Below are 18,055 nucleotides of genomic sequence, written 5' to 3'. Positions count from 1 at the left end.
TGCCCCCTGGGTCTCCTGTGGCGTACACCACAATCCCTGACGTCATCTCAACGTGACATCTGATGTGTGACATTTTATAGCTCTGGAGGTGGCCGATGCATGCCCCACGAGGCGTCGGGATTCCCCTGACGCAACAGCAGGAGACGGTTTGGAAGGCGCAGTTGATGGCGCCCACGGCCGACTCGTACCACATCCCGCTGGCCTTCCGGCTGACCGGACCGATCGATCCCCAGGCCCTCGACCAGGCACTTCGGCACGTCGTCGGACGTCATCCCGTTCTGCGGACCGCCATCGCCGAGGGGGCCGGCGAGGGCCGCGGCGACGGCCCGCTCCAGTTCGTCCAGTCGCCGCCGGCCTCGGTGCTGACCGTCCATCGGACGACCGCGGCGCAGGCCCCCGGACTGCTCGCCGAGACCGCGGCCCTGCCGTTCGATCCGGCCGCGCCGCTGCGCCTGGCCGCCCACCTGTACCGCTGGGCGCCCGACGAGGCCCTGCTGCTGCTGGTGTTCGACCACGTCGCGGTGGACGCGCCGTCGGTGGCCATGCTGCTCACCGAGCTCTCCGGCTTCTGCGCCGGGCCGCCGCCGACCGCCGAACGGCCTCCGGAGGAGGACTACTTCGCCTACGCGCTGGAGCAGCACGCGCGCTTCGCCGAGCCCGACGCGGAGACCGCCGCCGGGGCCGCGTTCTGGACGGCGCGGGCCGCCGGTCTCGACACCGGAGCCCCGGCCCGGACCGGCGCCGAAACCGACGGACCGGCCGGCGAATTGGCCTTCGACCTGCCCGGCGACCTCACCCCGGCGCTGACCGCCACCGGCGGCTCCCTGTTCACCGTCCTGATGGCCGCCTGCTGCCTCACGCTGCGTCATCTCTCCACGGAGGAGGACGTGCTGGTCGCCTACCCCGCCATCGACCCGTGGCGCGCGGAGTACGAGGACGCGATCGGCCTCTTCACCGACATGCTGCTGCTGCGCGCGCCGGACCTGGACGCGCACAGCCTCTCCGGCTACGCCGCCGAGGTCCGCGAGGAGCTGCTGGCCGGCCTCGAACACCAGGGTGCGCCGCTGGCCGGGATGCACCAGGCGCTGCGGACGGCGGGCGCCACCGTCCGGGTGATGCTGTCCGTGCACGACGTGGGCGCCGAGCGGCTCACCCTGCCCGGGGTCGCCGTGGAGCGGCTGCCGATCCACCCCCGGACGGGCAAGATCGACCTGCTGCTGGCCGTCGAGGTGACCGGGGAGCGGGCACGGGCCCGCCTCCAGTACCGCAGGGACCGCCACACCGACGAGCAGGTGCGGACCATCGCGGCGGCCTTCCGGCTGGTCCTCGGCGCGCTGACCGGGATCGCGGCCGGCGTCGACCCGCCCGCCGCCGGGGTGGAGCTGCTGCCCGGGGAGGAGCGGGAGCGGGTGCTCGCACTGGCCCACGGCCCGGCCGCCGCCCCGTTCGTCCCGGTGACCAGCTCCTTCCTGGCGCACGCCCGCAACTCGCCGGGCAGCCCCGCCGTCCTGGCCGGTGACGAACTGCTCGACTACCGGACGCTGGACCGCGCCTCGGCCGGGATCGCCGCCCGGCTGCGGGCGCTCGACCTGCCGCGCGGCAGCACCGTCGCGCTCTGCGTGCCCCGCTCCGCCGGCTACGTCGCGGCCGTCCTCGGGGTGCTGCGCAGCGGGCACGCCTTCCTGCCGGTCGACCCCGAACTTCCGCGCACCAGAATGGGTTTCGTCCTCGCCGACGCCCAGGCGGCGGCCGTGGTGGTGCCGACGCCGGGGGACGCCGAGCCGATCGGCGGGCGGCTGCCCGTGCTGGCCCTCGACGCGCCGGCCGACGGAGTCGAACCGCCGGACGACGCCGAGGAGCCGGGACCGGAGGACGCCGCGTACGTGATCACCACCTCGGGCAGCACCGGTCTGCCCAAGTCCGTCCGGGTCCCGCACCGGGCGCTGGCCAACAACCTGCGCTGGAAGGCGGACACCTTCGGGTTCACGGCCGCCGACCGGTTCCACTTCAAGACTCCGCCGGTCTTCGACGCCTCGGTGTGGGAGTACCTCGCCCCGCTGACCGTCGGGGCCTCGATGGTCGTCGCCCCGGCGTGGGCGCACCGCGATCCGGCCGCGCTGGCCGCCGAGCTCACCGAACGGGCCGTCACCGTCGTCCAGTTCGTGCCGACCCTGCTCAAGGCGCTGCTCGCGGAGCCCGCGCCGGCGGCCGGCGACAGCCGGGTACGCCGGGTGTTCAGCGGTGGTGAGGCGCTGGACGCGGCGGTCGCCGAACGGGCGGCCCGCTGGTTCGGCGCGCCGGTGGTCAACCTCTACGGGCCGGCCGAGACCGCCATCGACGTCACCTCGTACGGCGTCCCCGCCGACGGGCCCGCCGGACGGGTCCCGATCGGGCGGCCCGCCGCCGGGGCGCAGGTCCACGTCCTGGGCCGGGGCGGCCAGTTGCTGCCCGCCGGGGTGCCGGGCGAGCTGTGGGTCGGCGGCGTTCCGCTGGCGCTCGGCTACGTGAACCGCCGCGAGCTCACCGAGGAACGCTTCCGTCCGCACCCCTTCGACCCCGACCCGCAGGCGCGGCTCTACCGCACCGGCGACCTCGGCGTCCGGCGTCCGGACGGCACCCTGGAGTTCCTCGGCCGGGTGGACGGGCAGGTCAAACTGCGCGGCATCCGGCTGGAGCTGGACGAGATCCGCGAGGTCGCGCTCGACCACCCGGAGGTCAGGGACGCGGTGGCCCGCCTGGTCGCGACCGGCCGGGAGGAGGTGCTGGCGCTCTACTTCCTCGGCGAGCGGCCCGACACCCGAGAGCGCCTGCGCGCCCACCTCGCGGAGCGGCTGCCCGCCGCGCTGCGCCCGGGCCCGCTGATCCCGCTGGACGCGTTCCCGCTCACCGGCAGCGGAAAGGTCGACGTCCGGGCGCTGCCCGCGCCGCCGCCGTCCGCCCCACCGGGCCCGGCCGACCTGCCGCGTTCCGAGACGGAACGCCGGATCGCGGCCCGCTGGGCCGAGGCGCTGGGAACCGGCCAGGAGCGGGTGCCCAGGGACGTCAGTCTGTTCGAACTGGGCGGCACCTCGCTCACCCTCATCCGGTTCCACCGCCTGCTCCGCACGGAGTTCGGCACCGCACTGCCGATCACCGACCTGTTCTCCTCCCCCACCGTCGCCGCCGTCGCCGAGGCGCTGAAGGCCGCCGGCCAGCACGAAGGAGCGTCATGACCGAGCACGCGAACGGCCGGCCACAGCCCGGCCCCGACCACGACCGGGCCGTCGCGATCGTCGGCCTGGCCTGCCGCCTCCCCGGAGCCCGCGGCCTGGCGGAGTACCGGGAGCTGCTGCTGCGCGACGCCGGCGCCGTCCGCCGGTTCGCCGGCGAGGCCGAGCGGGCCCGCCAGGACGCCGACCCCCGGTACGTCCCGGTCGGCGGCGAGCTCGCCGACGTCGACCTCTTCGACGCGGAGTACTTCGGCATCGCGCCCGCCGAGGCCGCCGCGCTGGACCCGCAGCAGCGGCTGCTGCTCCAGGAGTCCGTGCACGCCCTGGAGCACGCCGGGTACGGCGGCGGTAGGGGCCTCGGCCGGGTCGGCGTGTTCGCCGGCAGCGGCGACAACCGCTACGGCACGCTGCTCGACGCCGCCGGTGTGGAGCCCACCCCCGGCAGCACCGCCGCCGCGCTGCCGCTGCGGGTCTCCTACCACCTCGGGCTGACCGGACCCAGCGTGTTCGTCGCCAGCCTCTGCTCCACCGCGCTCACCGCCCTCCACCTGGCCCGGCGCAGCCTGCTGGCCGGGGACTGCGAAGCGGCCCTGGTCGGCGCGGTCAGCGTGGCGCTGCCGCACGAGCGCGGCTACCTGGCGGTCGACGGCGGGGTGCTGTCGCCCAGCGGCGCCTGCCGCCCCTTCGACCGCCGGGCCGACGGCACGGTGCCCGGCAGCGGCGTCGGCGTGGTGGTGCTCAAGCGGCTGGCCGACGCCCTGCGGGACGGCGACACCGTGCACGCCGTGCTGCGCGGCTCCGCGCTCAACAACGACGGCGCCGCCCGGCTCAGCTTCGCCGCGCCCAGCGTGGACGGGCAGCGGGACGTCCTGCTGGCCGCCTGGGCCGAGTCCGGGGTGGACCCCGCGACGATCGGCTACCTGGAGGCACACGGGACGGGCACCCCGCTCGGCGACCCGGTCGAGCTCGCCGCCCTGCTGGCGGCCCGCCGCCGCCTCGGGGTCAGCGCTCCCTGCATGGTGGGCAGCGCCAAGGCCGCGCTCGGCCACCTGGACGCGGCGGCCGGCATGGCAGGGCTGATCCGGGCGGTCCTCGCGGTCCGCGACGCGGTGGTGCCGGGCACCGCCGGACACGGCGAGACGACCACGGCCGTCGACCTCGCGGGCAGCGGACTGCACGTCCCGTCCGGCGCCGCCCCCTGGCCCGCCACGACCGGGCCGCGCCGCGCCGCCGTGACCGCGCTCGGCGTGGGCGGCACCAACGCCCACGTCGTGCTGGAGCAGCCGCCCGCCGCCACGGCCGGACCGGCCGGTGACGGGCCGCAGATCCTGCCGCTCTCCGCCCGCTCGCCCTGGTCCTTCGAGCGGTCGTACGCCGACCTGCGGGCTCTGCTCGCGGAGGACGGCGCCGACCCCGCGGCCCTGGCCCGGGCCCTCCAGGTGGGCCGGGCCCCCGGCCCGGTGCGCCGCGCCTGGACCGCCGCCGGGCCGACCGGGCTGCTCGCGGCCCTGGCCGACGGCCCCGCCACCCCCGTCGACGGCCCCCTGGTCCTCGGCCTGACCGGGGACGCACCTTCCGACGCTGCCCCGTCCGGGGACGCGCCTCACGACGATGCCCCGTCCGCCGACGGCTTCGCCTGGCGGCTCGCCGCGCTGCGGGCGCTCGCCGCTCTCGGGGTCGAGCCCGCCGCCCTGGCCGCCTCCGGTGTCGGCGAGTTCGCCGCCCTGGCCTTCGGCGGGGTGCTCGACCCGGACGTCGCCCGGCGCTGCGCCGGGCACCACGGCACGGCGGTGGCCGCCGCCCGCCGGGGCGGCGACCTCAGCGCCTGCGAACGGGCGATGGCCGCGCTGGAGTCGGAGCTGGCCGACCTGGAGCCCGGTCTGCTCCAGGTCGAGGTCCGCTCGGCCCTGGGCACCGTGCTGCCCGCCGGTGCGGCGCCGTCGCTGACGCACCTGCTGGAGGTCACCGCCTCGGCCGTCCTCGGCGAGGAGCCGCCCCCGCTGCCGCCCGAGGCCCGCGTGGTGGTCCCGGCCGACGGCGGGGGCGAACCGTGGCTGCGGCTGGTCGCGGACTGCTGGGAGCGCGGCGCGGAGCTCCACTGGGAGCTGCTGCGCGGCGCCGGCGGCGGGCGCACGGCCGCGCCGCCGTACCCGTTCCAGCCGGTGCGGCACTGGCACCCGGCGGTCCCGGACGGCCGGGTGGAGCTCCCGCCGGTGCCGGAGGCCGGCGGCGCCGCGGCGGAGCAGCCGGAGGTGAGCACCCTGGAGGCCGTCCGGGCCATCTGGTGCGAGGTGCTGGGCCTGCCCGAGGTCGCCCCGGAGGACGACTTCTTCGTGCTCGGCGGTCACTCCATCCTGGCCGCCCAGGTGCTGGCCCGGATCCGGCAGTCGTACGGCGTGCGGATCCCGCTGGGCGACCTGCTGGACGCGGAGACCGCCGCCGGGACGGCGGAGCTGATCGACGCCGAGCTGGCGTCCGCGCGCCTGTACCGGACGCTGGTCGGCGCCGGGCAGGACGACGGGCCGGGCGGGCGTGCCCCGGGGAACGACTTCACGGACGAGTGGGAAGAGGTCGAGCTGTGACCGTGCAGGACGTCCTGGAGGAACTCGCCGGCCGCGGGGCCAGACTGGCCCTCGCCGAGGGCCGGTTGTCGCTGTCCGCCCCGGAGGGCGCGCTGGACCCGGAACTCACCGCCCGGGTGCGCCGGCACCGCGAGGCGATCGTGCAGTTCCTGCGCGAGCGCGCCGAGGAGGAGGCTCGCCGGCAGGTGCGGTTCGGCCGGGCCGACCGCACCGCCGAGCTGCCCGCCACCTACGCGCAGCAGCGGCTCTGGCTGGTCGAGCAGCTCGGCACCGAGGTGCCGGTCTACAACATGTACTTCGCGACGGAGCTGACCGGAACGCTCGACGAGGCGGCGCTGCGCTGGGCCGCCGACCGTCTGATGGAGCGTCACGAGGTGCTGCGCACCGCCCTGCGGGAGAGTCCGGCCGGGCTGCTGCAGGACGTCGCGGCGCACTGCCCGACGCCGTTCACCGTGTTCGAGGCGGACGGCGCCGCGGAGGAGGAGCGGCTGATCCGGGAGGTCACCGAGACCAGGTTCGACCTGGCCTCGGCGCCCCTGATCCGCTTCGACCTGATCCGCTGCGAGGCCGGCCGGTGGATCTTCGTGATCACCCAGCACCATGTGATCTCCGACGGCTGGTCCACCGGCGTGATCCGCTCCGAGCTCTCGGAGCTGTACGCGGCCAGGATCGCCGGCCACGCCGCCGGCCTGCCCGAACCCACCGTGCAGTACGCCGACTTCGCGGTCTGGGAGCGCGAGTGGCTGGGCACCGACCTGGCCGAGCGCCAGCGCCGGTTCTGGCGCGAACAGCTGGCCGACCTGCCGCCGCTGGTCGACCTCGCGCCGGCCCGGACCAGGGAGGCCGTGCAGAGCTTCCGGGGCGACTCGCTGGAGTTCCGGTTGGGCGCGGAGGCCACCGCCGCCCTGGAGCTGCTCTGCTCCTCGGCCGCCGCGACCCCGTACAGCGTCTTCATGGGCGTGTTCACCGTGCTCCTGGCGCGGGTCTCCCGCACGGACGACATCGCGGTGGGCAGCCCGCTGGCGAACCGCCCGTACCCCGCGCTGGAGCGCACCCTCGGGCTGTTCTTCAACTCGATCACCGTCCGGACGGTGATCGACGGGACCCTGAACGTGCGGGACTTCCTGGCCGGGGTCCGGCGCACGGCCTTCGACGCCTTCGCCCACCAGGACCTGCCGTTCGACCAGGTCGTCCAGGCGGTGGCGCCGGAGCGCAGCAGCTCGCACTCGCCGGTGTTCCAGTCGATCTTCATCTACCAGAGCTACCCGGACACCGACCTCGACCTGCCCGGGGTGCGCCCCGGCATCGCCCCCGAGCCCGTGTACGCGGCGCAGTACGACCTGATGCTGAAGCTGCGCCAGGAGACCGGGGGCTTCCTCGGCCAGTTCATCTACAGCACCACGCTGTTCGACGAGCCCCAGGTCCGGCGGCTGGTCGTCTGGTTCGAGCGGCTGCTGGTCACCATGGCCCGGGACCTCGACCTGCCGGTCGGCGAACTGTCGCTGGTCGGCCCGGAGGACGTCGCCCGGCAGGCCGACCAGGACGCCGCGGCGGAGCTGACGGTGGCACCGGTGCCGGTGCACCGACTCGTGCTGGAGCGGCTGGCCGAGCTGGCGGACACGCCGGTGGTGTCGTTCCGGGCCGAGACGCTCACCGGGGCGGCACTCACCGAACGGGCCGCCGCGGTGGCGGCCGGGCTGCGGGCGGCGGGCCTGCGGCCCGGCGACCGGGTCGGCCTGCTCGTCCCGCGCTCCCCGGCCCTGGTCGCGGTGCTGCTCGGGGTGCTGTCCGCGGGCCTGGTGTACGTGCCGCTGAACGGCTCGGACCCGCGCGCCCGGCTGGAGGGCATGCTGGCCGACGCCGGCTGCGCGGCGCTGCTCACCGACGGCCCGTACGCCGGGCTGTGCCCGGAGTTCACCGGACTGCGGCTGCCGCTCGCCGGGCTGACGGGGCCTGCCCCGCAGACCGCGCCGGCCCGGACGTCCTCGCCCGGGGACTCCGCCTACGTCATCTTCACCTCCGGCTCGACCGGTCGGCCCAAGGGCGTCGAGGTCTCCCACGGCGCCCTGGCCAACCTGTTCGCCGCGCTCGACCGGGCCGTCCCCGTCGAGCCGGGCACCCGCTGGCTGTCCGTCACCTCGGTGACCTTCGACATCGCCGTCCTGGAGCTGCTGTGGACGCTCTCGCGCGGCGTCCCGGTGATCCTGGCCGAGAACGCGGAGACCCTGGCCACGGTCCCCGGGGAGGCGAGCGCCGAGAGCCTGCCGGAGCTCGTCGAGCGCAGCGGCGCGACCGCCCTCCAGGCGACCCCGACCCTGCTGCGCAGCGTGCTGCGGCTGCCCGGCGGCGAGCGTGCGCTGGCCCGACTGCGGTTGCTGCTCTGCGGCGGCGAGCCGTTGGACCTGGCACTGGCGACCCGGTTGAAGGAGCTGGGCATCCCCCGGGTGCTCAACATGTACGGGCCGACCGAGACCACCGTCTGGTCGACCTGCTGGGAGGTCCCGCAGCGACCGGCGGCGGTGCTGGTCGGCCGGCCGCTGGCCAACACCCGGGTACGGATCGTGGACGCGGCGCTGCGCCCGCAGCCGGACGGCCTGTTCGGCGAGCTGGCGATCGCCGGCGCCGGCCTGGCCGAGGGGTACCTGGGCGACGCCGGGCTCACCGCGCGCCGCTTCGTCGACGGGCCGGACGGCGAACGGCTGTACCGCACCGGGGACCTCGCCCGGCGACTGCCGGACGGCACCCTGGAGCTGGCCGGGCGGCTGGACCACCAGGTCAAGGTCAACGGCTACCGGATCGAGCTCCCCGAGGTGGAGCGGGCGATCGGCGCGCTGCCCGGCATCGCCGCCTGCGCGGTGGTGGTGCAGCACACCGGCGCCGAGGCGGCACTGGTCGCCCACTACGTCACCCGGGACGGCCTGGACCGGACGGCCGGGGAGCTGCGCGCGGCCCTCGCCGACGCCCTGCCCGACCCGTACCTGCCCGCGGCCTTCCACCGCCTCCCGGCGCTGCCGACGACGGCGGGCGGCAAGACCGACCGGGTGGCGCTGCCGACGGTCGTCCTCGCCGGAGCCGCTCCGGCCGGGGCGGACGATCCGGCGGCGCATCCCCGCGACGCGCTGGAGGAGCAGCTGCTGGCGGCCTGGCGCACGGTGCTGGACCGGCCGCTGGCCACCGTGGAGGACGACTTCTTCCGGCTCGGTGGCAACTCCATCCTGGTCGCGCGGCTGCTCACCGAGATCCGCGCGAAGGTCAGCGCCGAGGCCAGGATCGTCGACCTGTTCCGCTATCCGACGGTCCGCGGGTACGCCGCCCACCTGCGCGGCGCCGGCGCCGGCACCGGCGCCGACCATGGTGCCCCCGGGGGGCCGACCGCCGAGCGCACGGTCGGCGACCGCCGGCGCGAGCAGGTGCTGCGCAAACGCCGCTCGCGCGCCGCCGCCACCGCCCGACCCGCGAGCGAGGAGTGACCACCGTGACCGCATCCCCACCCGCATCCCCCTTCGCGTCCGCGGCCGAGGACGAGCAGCCGTACCGGCAGCCGGACGAGGACCGGTTCGACGACGAGCTGCCCGCGATCGCCGTGACCGGGATGGCCTGCCGCTTCCCCGGAGCGGACTCCACGGCGGAGTTCTGGTCGCTGCTGCGCGCGGGGACCGAGGTCCGCGAGGAGGTCCCGGCACAGGAGCTGCGCCGGGCCGGGGTGGCCGGGTCCACCCCCGGCGGCCCGGTCCACGTGCCGGTCCGCCGGCCCTTCGGCGACCCCGCGCTGTTCGACGCCGCCGCGTTCGGGATGACCCCCGCCGAGGCCGCGCTCACCGACCCCCAGCAGCGGATCCTGCTGGAGCTCGCGGTGCACGCCCTGGAGGACGCGGGGATCGACCACGAGGCCTTCCCCGGTGCGATCGGCACCGTGGTCGGCCTCAACCACTCCGACTACCTGCTGCACCACGTGCTCGCCCACCCCGAGGTGGTCGCCACGCACGGCTGGCACCGGGTGCTGATGGGCAACGACCGGGGGTTCACCGCCACCCAGATCGCCTACCGGCTGGGCCTGACCGGCCCGGCCTTCGCGGTGGACTGCGGCTGCTCCGCCGGACTGGTGGCGGTGCACCAGGCGGCCCGGATGCTGCTGGACTACGAGGCCGACGCCGTGCTGGCCGGCGGCGCCGCGATCAACCCGCAGGACCTCGGCTACGAGTACACCCCCGGCGGCATCGTCTCGCCGGACGGCCGCTGCCGGCCGTTCTCCGCCGAGGCCTCCGGCACGGCCTTCGCCAGCGGGGCCGGACTGGTGGTGCTGCGCCGGCTGGAGGACGCGCTCGCCGACGGCGACCGGGTGCTCGCGGTGATCCGGGCCGGGGCGGTGAACAACGACGGGCGCCGCAAGAGCGGGTACACCGCGCCCAGCGTGCCGGGCCAGTCCGAACTGGTGGCCCGGGTGCACCGGTTGGCCGACGTCGGCGCGGACCGGATCGGCCACCTGGAGGCGCACGGCACCGCCACCCTGCTCGGCGACCCGATCGAGGTCGCCGCACTGACCGAGGCCTTCCGGCAGACCACCTCGGCGACCGGCTACTGCGTGCTCGGCTCGGTCAAGGCCAACATCGGCCACCTGGACTCGGCGGCCGGCATCGCCGGGCTGATCAAGACCGTGCTGATGCTGCGTCACCGGGAGCTGGTGCCCACGCCGGGCTGCGGGTCGACCAATCCGCACATCGACTTCGCCACCTCGCCGTTCCGGATCGCCGGGGAGCCGCTGCCCTGGGAGTCCGAGCTGCCGAGGATGGCCGGCGTGAGCGCGTTCGGCGTGGGGGGCACCAACGCGCACCTCCTGCTGGAGGAGGGGCCGGTCCGGCTCCCCGACGGCGACCCGCCGCGCCGGGAGTTCGACCGCCGCCGCCACTGGCTGGACCCCCGACCGACCGGGGTGGCGGCCCAGGGGCCCGTCCGGCCCGCGTCCGGGGCGGCGGAGTCGAGCACCGCGGAGCCCGCGGCCGTGGCGTCCGGCACCCCGCAGCCCGAGGAGCTGGCGTCGGGCGCCCTGGAGATCTTCCGCACCGCGCTCGGGACGGACGAGGTCGGCCCCGAGGACGACCTGTTCGTGCTCGACGGCGACTCGCTGACCGCCCAGCGGATCGCCGCACTGGCCGGCGCCCGCTGGGGGGTCAGGATCCCGCTGGGGACCTTCCTGGACGAGCCGACGCCCGCCCGCCTGGCCGCCCTGGTGGCCGAGACGCCGACCGAGACGCCGGTCGGGGCCCGCCCGGCCGAAGCCGGACCGCTACCGGTGCCGGCCCTGCTGGAGCGCTTCCTCTTCCTGGACGAGGTCCCCGGCGCGGCCGAGTCCTACCACGTACCCGTCCTCGCCGAGCTGACCGGGCCGCTCGATCCGGCCGCACTGGCCGGCGCGCTCCAGGACGTGGTGGACCGGCACGACGGCCTGCGGCTGCGCTTCCACCGCAGCGAGCACGGCCCCCGGTTCGAGATCCTGCCGCAGGCCGCGGTCGAGCTCCCGGTGGTGGACGTCCCCGACGAGGACGCCCTGCACCGGGCGGTGAACGACCTGCTCGGCACGGCGATCCCGCTGGACCCGGCACCCGCCCTGGTCGCCCGGCTGTTCCGGCGCTCCGCCGAACGCCATGTGCTGGCCGTCGTGGTGCACCACATCTGCGCGGACGCCCACTCCACCGGGGTACTGCTGCGCGACCTCTACGCCTGCTACGCCCGGCGCACCGGCGCCACGGACACTCACCTCCCGTCCCTGGAAGGGCTGTTCGCCGAGCACGCCCGGGCCACCGACGACTGGGCCCGGTCGGCCGAGGCCGACCGGCAGGCCGCGTTCTGGAGCGCCGAGCTGGCGGACCTGCCCGACCGGCTGGAGCTGCCGGGCCGGGCCCGCCCCGCCGAGCGCCGCTACCGCGGCGAGCTGCTGGAGTTCGAACTCCCGCGGCGCGTCGCCGACCAGGTCCGCGCCCTGGCCGAACGGCGGCGGGTGACCCCGTTCACCGTGGTGCTCGCCGCCTTCGCCGTCCTGCTCGGGCGGCTCGGCACCAGCTCCGACCTCGTCGTGGGCACCCCGGTGGCCGGCCGGCAGCATCCGCGCACCCGTGACCTGGTCGGCAACTTCGTCAACACCCTGCCGCTGCGCCTGCGGCTCGACCCCACCGACGACTTCACCGCGCTGGTCGACCGGGCCGCCGGCCGGCTGCGGGCCGCGCTGGACCACCAGGAGCTGCCGTACGAACTCCTCGTCCACCGGCTCGGGCGCACCGCGGACCAGCGCGAGGCCCCGCTGTTCGACGTGCTGTTCAACATGCTCGGCGGCGAGTCGGGCCCGCCGCCCGCGCCGCCCGGGCTGACCGCCCACCCGGTGCCCTTCGAGCGGGGCGGCAGCCCGTACGAGCTGTCGCTCGACTGGTGGTTCGACCCGGACGGTCAGCTGGGCGGGCGACTGCGCTACGACGTCGACCGCTTCGAGCGGGCCCGCGTCGAGGAGTGGCGGGACTGCTTCGCCCACCTCCTCGACCGGCTGACCGCCGAGCCCGGGACGCCCGTCGCCGACTGGCCGGCCGAGCCGCCGGCGCTCGCCCGGCGCACCGCGCAGGCCCTGCGCGGGCCGGTCACCGAGGTCCCGGAGCAGCCCGTCCACGAGGTCTTCGAGGACTGGGCCCGGCGGGAGCCGCAGCGGCTCGCGCTGGCCGGCGACGGCACGGAACTGACGTACGGGCGGCTCGCCGAGGTCTCGGCCGGCGTCGCCGCGCTGCTGGCCGGGCACGGGGTGCGCCCCGGCGACCGGGTCGGCCTCGCCCTCCCGAAGGGCGTACCGGCGGTGGCCGCGCTGCTCGGCGTGGTCCGGGCCGGGGCGGTGGCCGTCCCGTTCGACCCGGGGCTGCCGCCCGCCCGGCTGACCCTGATGGCCGAGGACTGCTCGCCGACGGTGGTGCTCTGCGAGCGACCGGAGGCCGCGGGGTTCGCCCCGCGGGCCGTCCCCGTCGTGCTGCCCCCGCTCGCCGAACTCACCGCGCCCGGCGGGTGGAGCGGCCCGTCCGTCACCGGCGCCGACCTCGTCTATCTGACGTACACCAGCGGCAGCACCGGCCGGCCCAAGGGCATCGCCTTCCCGCACCGGGCGCTGACCAACCTCGTCCACTGGGAGACCGACGGCCACCGCCGGGCGCTGCGCTGGCTGCAGTTCGCACCGCTCGGCTTCGACGCCGCCTTCCACGAGGTCTTCGGCGCGCTCTGCGGCGGCGGCTCGCTGCACGTGGTCGACGAGGAGACCCGGTACGACCACGAGCTGCTCGCCGCCTTCATCGCCGGGCACGGGGTGCAGAAGGCCATCTGGCCGGTCTCGCTGCTCAACTCGGTGGCGGCCGTGTTCGAGGACGACACCGAGCAGTTCGCCTCGCTGCGGGAGATCGCCGCGACCGGCGAGCAACTGCGCCTGGGCGCCGCCCCGCTCGCCTTCTTCGCCGCGCTGCCCGACTGCCGGCTGATCGACAACTACGGCCCCGCCGAGACCCACGTCGTCACCTCCTACTCCTTCCGGGGCCCGTCCATCGAGTGGCCCCGGTACGCGCCGATCGGCCGGCCGCTGCCCAACACCGTGCTGCGGCTGACCGACCCGGCGGGCCGGGACGTGCCGTACGGCGCGGTGGGCGAGCTGCGGATCGGCGGGGTGTGCGTGGCCGAGGGCTACCTCGGACTGCCCGCGCAGACCGCCGAGCGCTTCGAGCGCTCCGGGGGGACGGCGTGGTACCGCACCGGCGACCGGGCCAGGCTGCTGCCCGACGGGGAGCTGGAGTTCCTCGGCCGCTCGGACGGCCAGGTCAAGATCCGCGGCCACCGGGTGGAGCTCGCCGAGGTGGACCTGGCGATCCGCCGGGTGCCCGGCGTCCGGGACGTGGCGGTGGTGGTGGCCGGCACGGACGGCGAACGGCGGCTGGACGCCTACCTGGTGACCGCCGTCCCGGTGGAGCGGGTGCGCGAGCGACTGCTGGCGGAGCTGCCCCCGGCGCTGGTCCCGGCCACCTTCACGGTGCTGGACGCGCTGCCCGTCAACGTCAACGGCAAGGTCGTCCCGGCCCTGCTGCCCGCCCCGGGCCGCCCGGCACCGGCACCGGCACCGACGGCGGCTCCGGCCGCGGGAGCCGCCGGCCAGGACGGACCGGGCGGGGAGGTGCTGGAGCTGTTCCGCCGGATCCTGGAGCGCCCCGACCTCGCGGCCGACGACGACTTCTTCGCCGTCGGCGGGCACTCCCTGCTGGCCATCCGGGTGCTGTACGGGCTGCGCGAGCGCTTCCCGGCCGCGCAGGAGCTCTCCGTGGCGGAGTTCTACCGCTGCCGCACCGCCGAGCAGGTGACCCGTCGGCTGGCGCTCCGCCCCGCGGGCGAGGCCGCCGCACCCGGCGGACCCCGGCCGCAGGCCCTCCTGCCGGACACCGGCCCGCCCGCCGCGCTGCCCGCCGGACTGCGTGCGGCGGCCCGCCCCGAGGCCGTCGCGGACGGCAAGAGCTTCGTCCTGGAACTGGGCGAGCGCCCGGACCCGCAGGCGCTGCGGCTGGCCTACCGGGCGCTGCTGCGACGCCACCCGGCCCTGCGGCTGACGGTCGCGCCGGACGGCGGCGGGCTGACGGTCCGTCCGGCCGAGGCGCTGGACGACACCGTGCCGGTGCTCGACCTGGATCCCGCCACCGACCTGCCCGGTCAGGTCCACCGGGCCGCCCGGGCCGGCGCCCCCGACCCGCGCCGGGACCCGCTGCTGCGGCTGCTGCTCGCCACCCCGCCCGACGGGCCGGCGCTGCTCGGCCTGAGCCTGCACCCGCTGGCCCTGGACGGCCTCGGCCTGCTCACGCTGGTCGGGGAGCTGGCCACCGCCTACCGGGATCCGGGGGCGCTGGGCCCCGAGGACCGCGGCTTCCTGCGCCAGCTGGCCTGGCGGGAGCAGCTGGCGGACGGCCGGGAGGCGAAGCACGCCGCCGGGCTCTGGCACGAGCTGCTCGCCGGGCACGGCGCCCCGGGCCCGGCCGACAGCCCGACCGGCCCCGGCAGCTCGACCGCCACCGACAGCTCGACCGCCACCGACAGCCCGACCGGCCCCGGCACCCGGGCCGACCTCGGCACCTGGGCCGAGCCGGACACCGAGGCCGACTGGGTGCCGCAGACCGGCCTGCACACGGCGGTCCGCGAGGCCGGCGTCCGCCTCGGCCTGTCGCCCTACACCCTCCAGCTCACCGCCTTCGCCCTCGCGGCCGCGCGCACCCTCGGCACCGGTGCGCCGCGGATCGCCCTGCCCTGGGACGGCCGGGCCGCCGCCGGGCTGGAGGACAGCGTCGGCGCCTTCGCCGAGGTCGTCCCGCTGCCGGTGACGATCCGCCCGGACGCACCGGTCGCGGACGCGCTGGCGGCCGTCCGGGCGCTGCTGGCCCGGATCGAGGAGGCCCGGCCGGTGCCGTTCGCGGACCTCGCGGCCGCCGACCCGGTGCTCGCCGCCGCAGGCGCCGCCGACCTGGTGTTCAACTACGCCTGGGACGACGGCGGGGAGCAGCAGTTCGCCGGCCACGCCCTGCGCTGGGTCGGCCCCGAGCCGCTCCAGCCCGGCCAACGGGTGCACTTCGCCCTGGTGGACGGCCCCGGCGGCTTCCGGGTGCGGGCGCGTTCGCGGGTCGGCGGCCCGGACGCGGGGGCGCTCGCGGCGGCGTACCGGGAGGCGCTCTACGCGCTGCTCTTCGACCCGTCGGCCGGCCCGGACGGGCGTCCGGCCGCCACCGTCCTGGAAGGGGAGTCATGAGGTTCGGCCTGTTCTTCTTCGCCAACGGGGACGACCCGGACGAGCAGTACCGGCTGCTGCTGGAGGCCGCCGCCTTCGCCGACGCCGAGGGCTTCTCGGCGGTCTGGACGCCGGAGCGGCACTTCCACCCCTTCGGCGCGCCCTTCCCCAACCCGGCCGTCACCGGCGCGGCCGTCGCCGCCGCGACCCGCCGGATCTCGGTCCGGGCCGGCAGCGTGGTGCTGCCGCTGCACGACCCGCTGCGGGTCGCCGAGGAGTGGGCGGTGGTGGACCGGATCTCCGGGGGCCGGGCCGAGATCGCCCTCGCCTCCGGCTGGAACCCGCAGGACTTCGTGCTCGCCCCCGAGCGGTTCGCGGCGGCCAAGGCCGAGCTGCGCAAGGGCCTCGACGAGGTGCGCCGGCTCTGGGCGGGCGAGCAGGTCGACCGTCCGGGGCCCGGCGGGACCACCCACCGGATCCGCACCTACCCGACGCCGGCCCGGGGCGGCCTGCCGCTGTGGATCACGGCGGCGGGATCGCCGGAGACCTACGCCTTCGCGGGCGAGACCGGTGCCGGGGTGCTGACCCACCTGCTCGGCCAGTCGCTGGAGCAGCTGGAGGACAACCTCGCCGGGTACGCCGACGCGCTCGCCGTCCACGGTCACGAACCGGAGCGCGAGCGGGTCGCCGTCATGGTGCACACCCACCTGGGGCCCGACCGCGAGCCGGCGCTGGCCCGGGCCCGCGAGCCGCTGCTGGCGTACATGCGCTCCTCGCTCAGCCTGTTCGGCCTGAACACCGCGCCGGGCGGCGCCGACGCCTCGCCGGAGGCGATGGAGGAGCTGCTGGAGCTGGCCTACCGGGACTTCTCCCGGGAGCGCTGCCTGCTCGGATCGGTCGAGGACGCCCTGCCGCTGGTCGAATCGCTGGCCGAGATCGGGGTCGACGAGATCGCCTGCCTGATCGACTTCGGCGTCGGCACCGACGAGGTGCTGGCGTCCCTGCGCACCCTGGCCGAGCTGCGCCGCCGCAGCGAACACCTGTGAGACGCCCCAGGGCGTGTCCGCCCCTCCCCGCACACCACCGACCTACAGGAGCAACCCGGTGACAACGAACGACGGACCGCCGACGGCCGGGGCCGCCATCAGGAGAATCGCCGGTGCGGCGCTGCCGCTCTACCTGACGATGATCGCGGCCTCGGCCGGCGCCCTGGTGGACACCGCCCTCCTCGGCCACCACGGCACCGCCTCGTTGGCGGCCCTCGGAGTGACGATGGCCGTCTTCGGCCCGGCCACCGCCGCGATCGCGGGCGCCCAGCGCGGGGTGATGCCCTTCGTGACGGAGCACCAGGACAGCCCCCGGGAGCTGCTGACCGTCCTGCGCAACGGCATGTGGCTGGCCGTGGTCACCGGCGGCCTGGGTGCGCTCGCGGTCGTCTGCGTGCCGTTGATCGCCCGGCTCGGCGGGGTGCCGGGGGAGACCGTCGACCAGCTCGGCTTCTTCCCGCTGCTGCTGGCGCTCGACACGCTGACGGTGGCGCTGTCCACCACCGCGGCCTCGGCGCTGATCGGTCTGGGCCGCGGCCGGCTGGTGATGCGGGCCGGGCTCGCCGGTACGGGCACCGCCGTGGTGCTGTCGCTGCTGCTGGTGGGCGGCCCCGGGCCGCTGCCGGCGCTCGGCCTGAACGGCGCCGGGATCGCGATGCTCGCCTCCGGCCTGATCAGCGCGGTGGTCGCGCAGACGGCGCTGCGCAAGGTCCCGCAGCTGGCCGGTCAGCCGCTGCGGCTGGGCCGGCCGCAGCCGGCCGAGGTGTTCGCGCTGGCGCGGGTCGGGATCCCGCTGGCCGCGACCGTGCTGATCAAGTTCGCGGTGCTGGGTGTGCTGGCCTTCTCGGCCGCCCGGATCGGCACCCAGGACGCCGCCGTGCACAGCGTGGCGGTCTCGCTGGTGAACCTGGTCTTCACCGCCGCCGTCGCGGTGGGGCAGGCGGTGGTGCCGGTGGTGGCCGACCGGCTGAAGGAGGAGGACCTGCCGGGGGTGCGCTCGGGGGTGGGCGCCGGCCTCGTCGTCGCGGCCGGTGCGGTGGTGCTGCTGGCCGGGGTGCTGACGCTGCTGCACGGCCCGGTGCTGGAGCTGTTCAGCACCGATCCGCAGGTGCGCTCGGGCCTGGTCGACCTGCTGCCGCTGGTGCTGGCCGCGACCCTGGCGGATGCCGTCCAGGCACTGTTCGGCTTCGGCCTGATCGGGGTCCGGCGGACGCTGCCGAGCATGCTCTGCTTCGCCGCCGGATACGGCGTGCTGGCCGTCGCGGCCGGCCCGGCGGCCTCGTACGGCGGGCTGACCGCGCTCTGGAGCACCCTGGCCGTGGTCAATCTGGCCCTGGTCCTGGCCCAGGGCTGGTGCTTCCGCCGTTTCAGCGCGCTCGCGGTGGCGGCGGCCCCGGCCGCGGTGGCCGCCTGACGGACACCCACCGCCCGCCACCACGCGGCCCG

The 18,055-nt window shown here is 76.5% G+C and carries 6 protein-coding genes; all 6 read left to right on the top strand.

Going from position 1 to position 18,055, the window contains the following annotated elements:
- The first annotated feature begins 95 nt into the window (after window positions 1–95).
- From ACFVYI_RS09435 to ACFVYI_RS09410, 6 genes are read left to right on the top strand one after another with little or no spacing between them, the layout of a single operon-like run.
- On the top strand, window positions 96–3,212 hold the full coding sequence (locus tag ACFVYI_RS09435) for an amino acid adenylation domain-containing protein (RefSeq protein ID WP_387882692.1): 3,117 nt from the start codon (window positions 96–98) through the stop codon (window positions 3,210–3,212).
- Window positions 3,209–5,791 carry a beta-ketoacyl synthase N-terminal-like domain-containing protein gene (locus ACFVYI_RS09430; protein WP_387882690.1) on the top strand — a complete coding sequence of 861 codons (2,583 nt, stop codon included), beginning with the start codon at window positions 3,209–3,211 and terminating at the stop codon, window positions 5,789–5,791. Before ACFVYI_RS09435 ends, ACFVYI_RS09430 begins: the two co-directional genes overlap by 4 nt.
- Complete coding sequence (locus ACFVYI_RS09425) at window positions 5,788–9,261, top strand: amino acid adenylation domain-containing protein (protein WP_387882689.1); 3,474 nt, start codon at window positions 5,788–5,790, stop codon at window positions 9,259–9,261. The genes ACFVYI_RS09430 and ACFVYI_RS09425 overlap by 4 nt, the downstream gene beginning before the upstream one ends.
- Before the next feature lie 5 nt (window positions 9,262–9,266).
- Entirely contained in the window at window positions 9,267–15,584 is a 6,318-nt protein-coding gene (locus ACFVYI_RS09420) for an amino acid adenylation domain-containing protein (protein ID WP_387882687.1), read from the top strand.
- Complete coding sequence (locus ACFVYI_RS09415) at window positions 15,581–16,609, top strand: MupA/Atu3671 family FMN-dependent luciferase-like monooxygenase (RefSeq protein WP_387882685.1); 1,029 nt, start codon at window positions 15,581–15,583, stop codon at window positions 16,607–16,609. Before ACFVYI_RS09420 ends, ACFVYI_RS09415 begins: the two co-directional genes overlap by 4 nt.
- Before the next feature lie 58 nt (window positions 16,610–16,667).
- Entirely contained in the window at window positions 16,668–18,023 is a 1,356-nt protein-coding gene (locus ACFVYI_RS09410; RefSeq protein WP_387882683.1) for an MATE family efflux transporter, read from the top strand.
- Window positions 18,024–18,055 lie beyond the last annotated feature (32 nt).

The sequence above is a fragment of the Kitasatospora sp. NPDC058218 genome, assembly GCF_042882445.1.
Classification (GTDB): domain Bacteria; phylum Actinomycetota; class Actinomycetes; order Streptomycetales; family Streptomycetaceae; genus Kitasatospora.
Note: the sequence above shows the minus strand (reverse complement) of the source record. Positions and strands in the feature narration are given on the sequence as shown.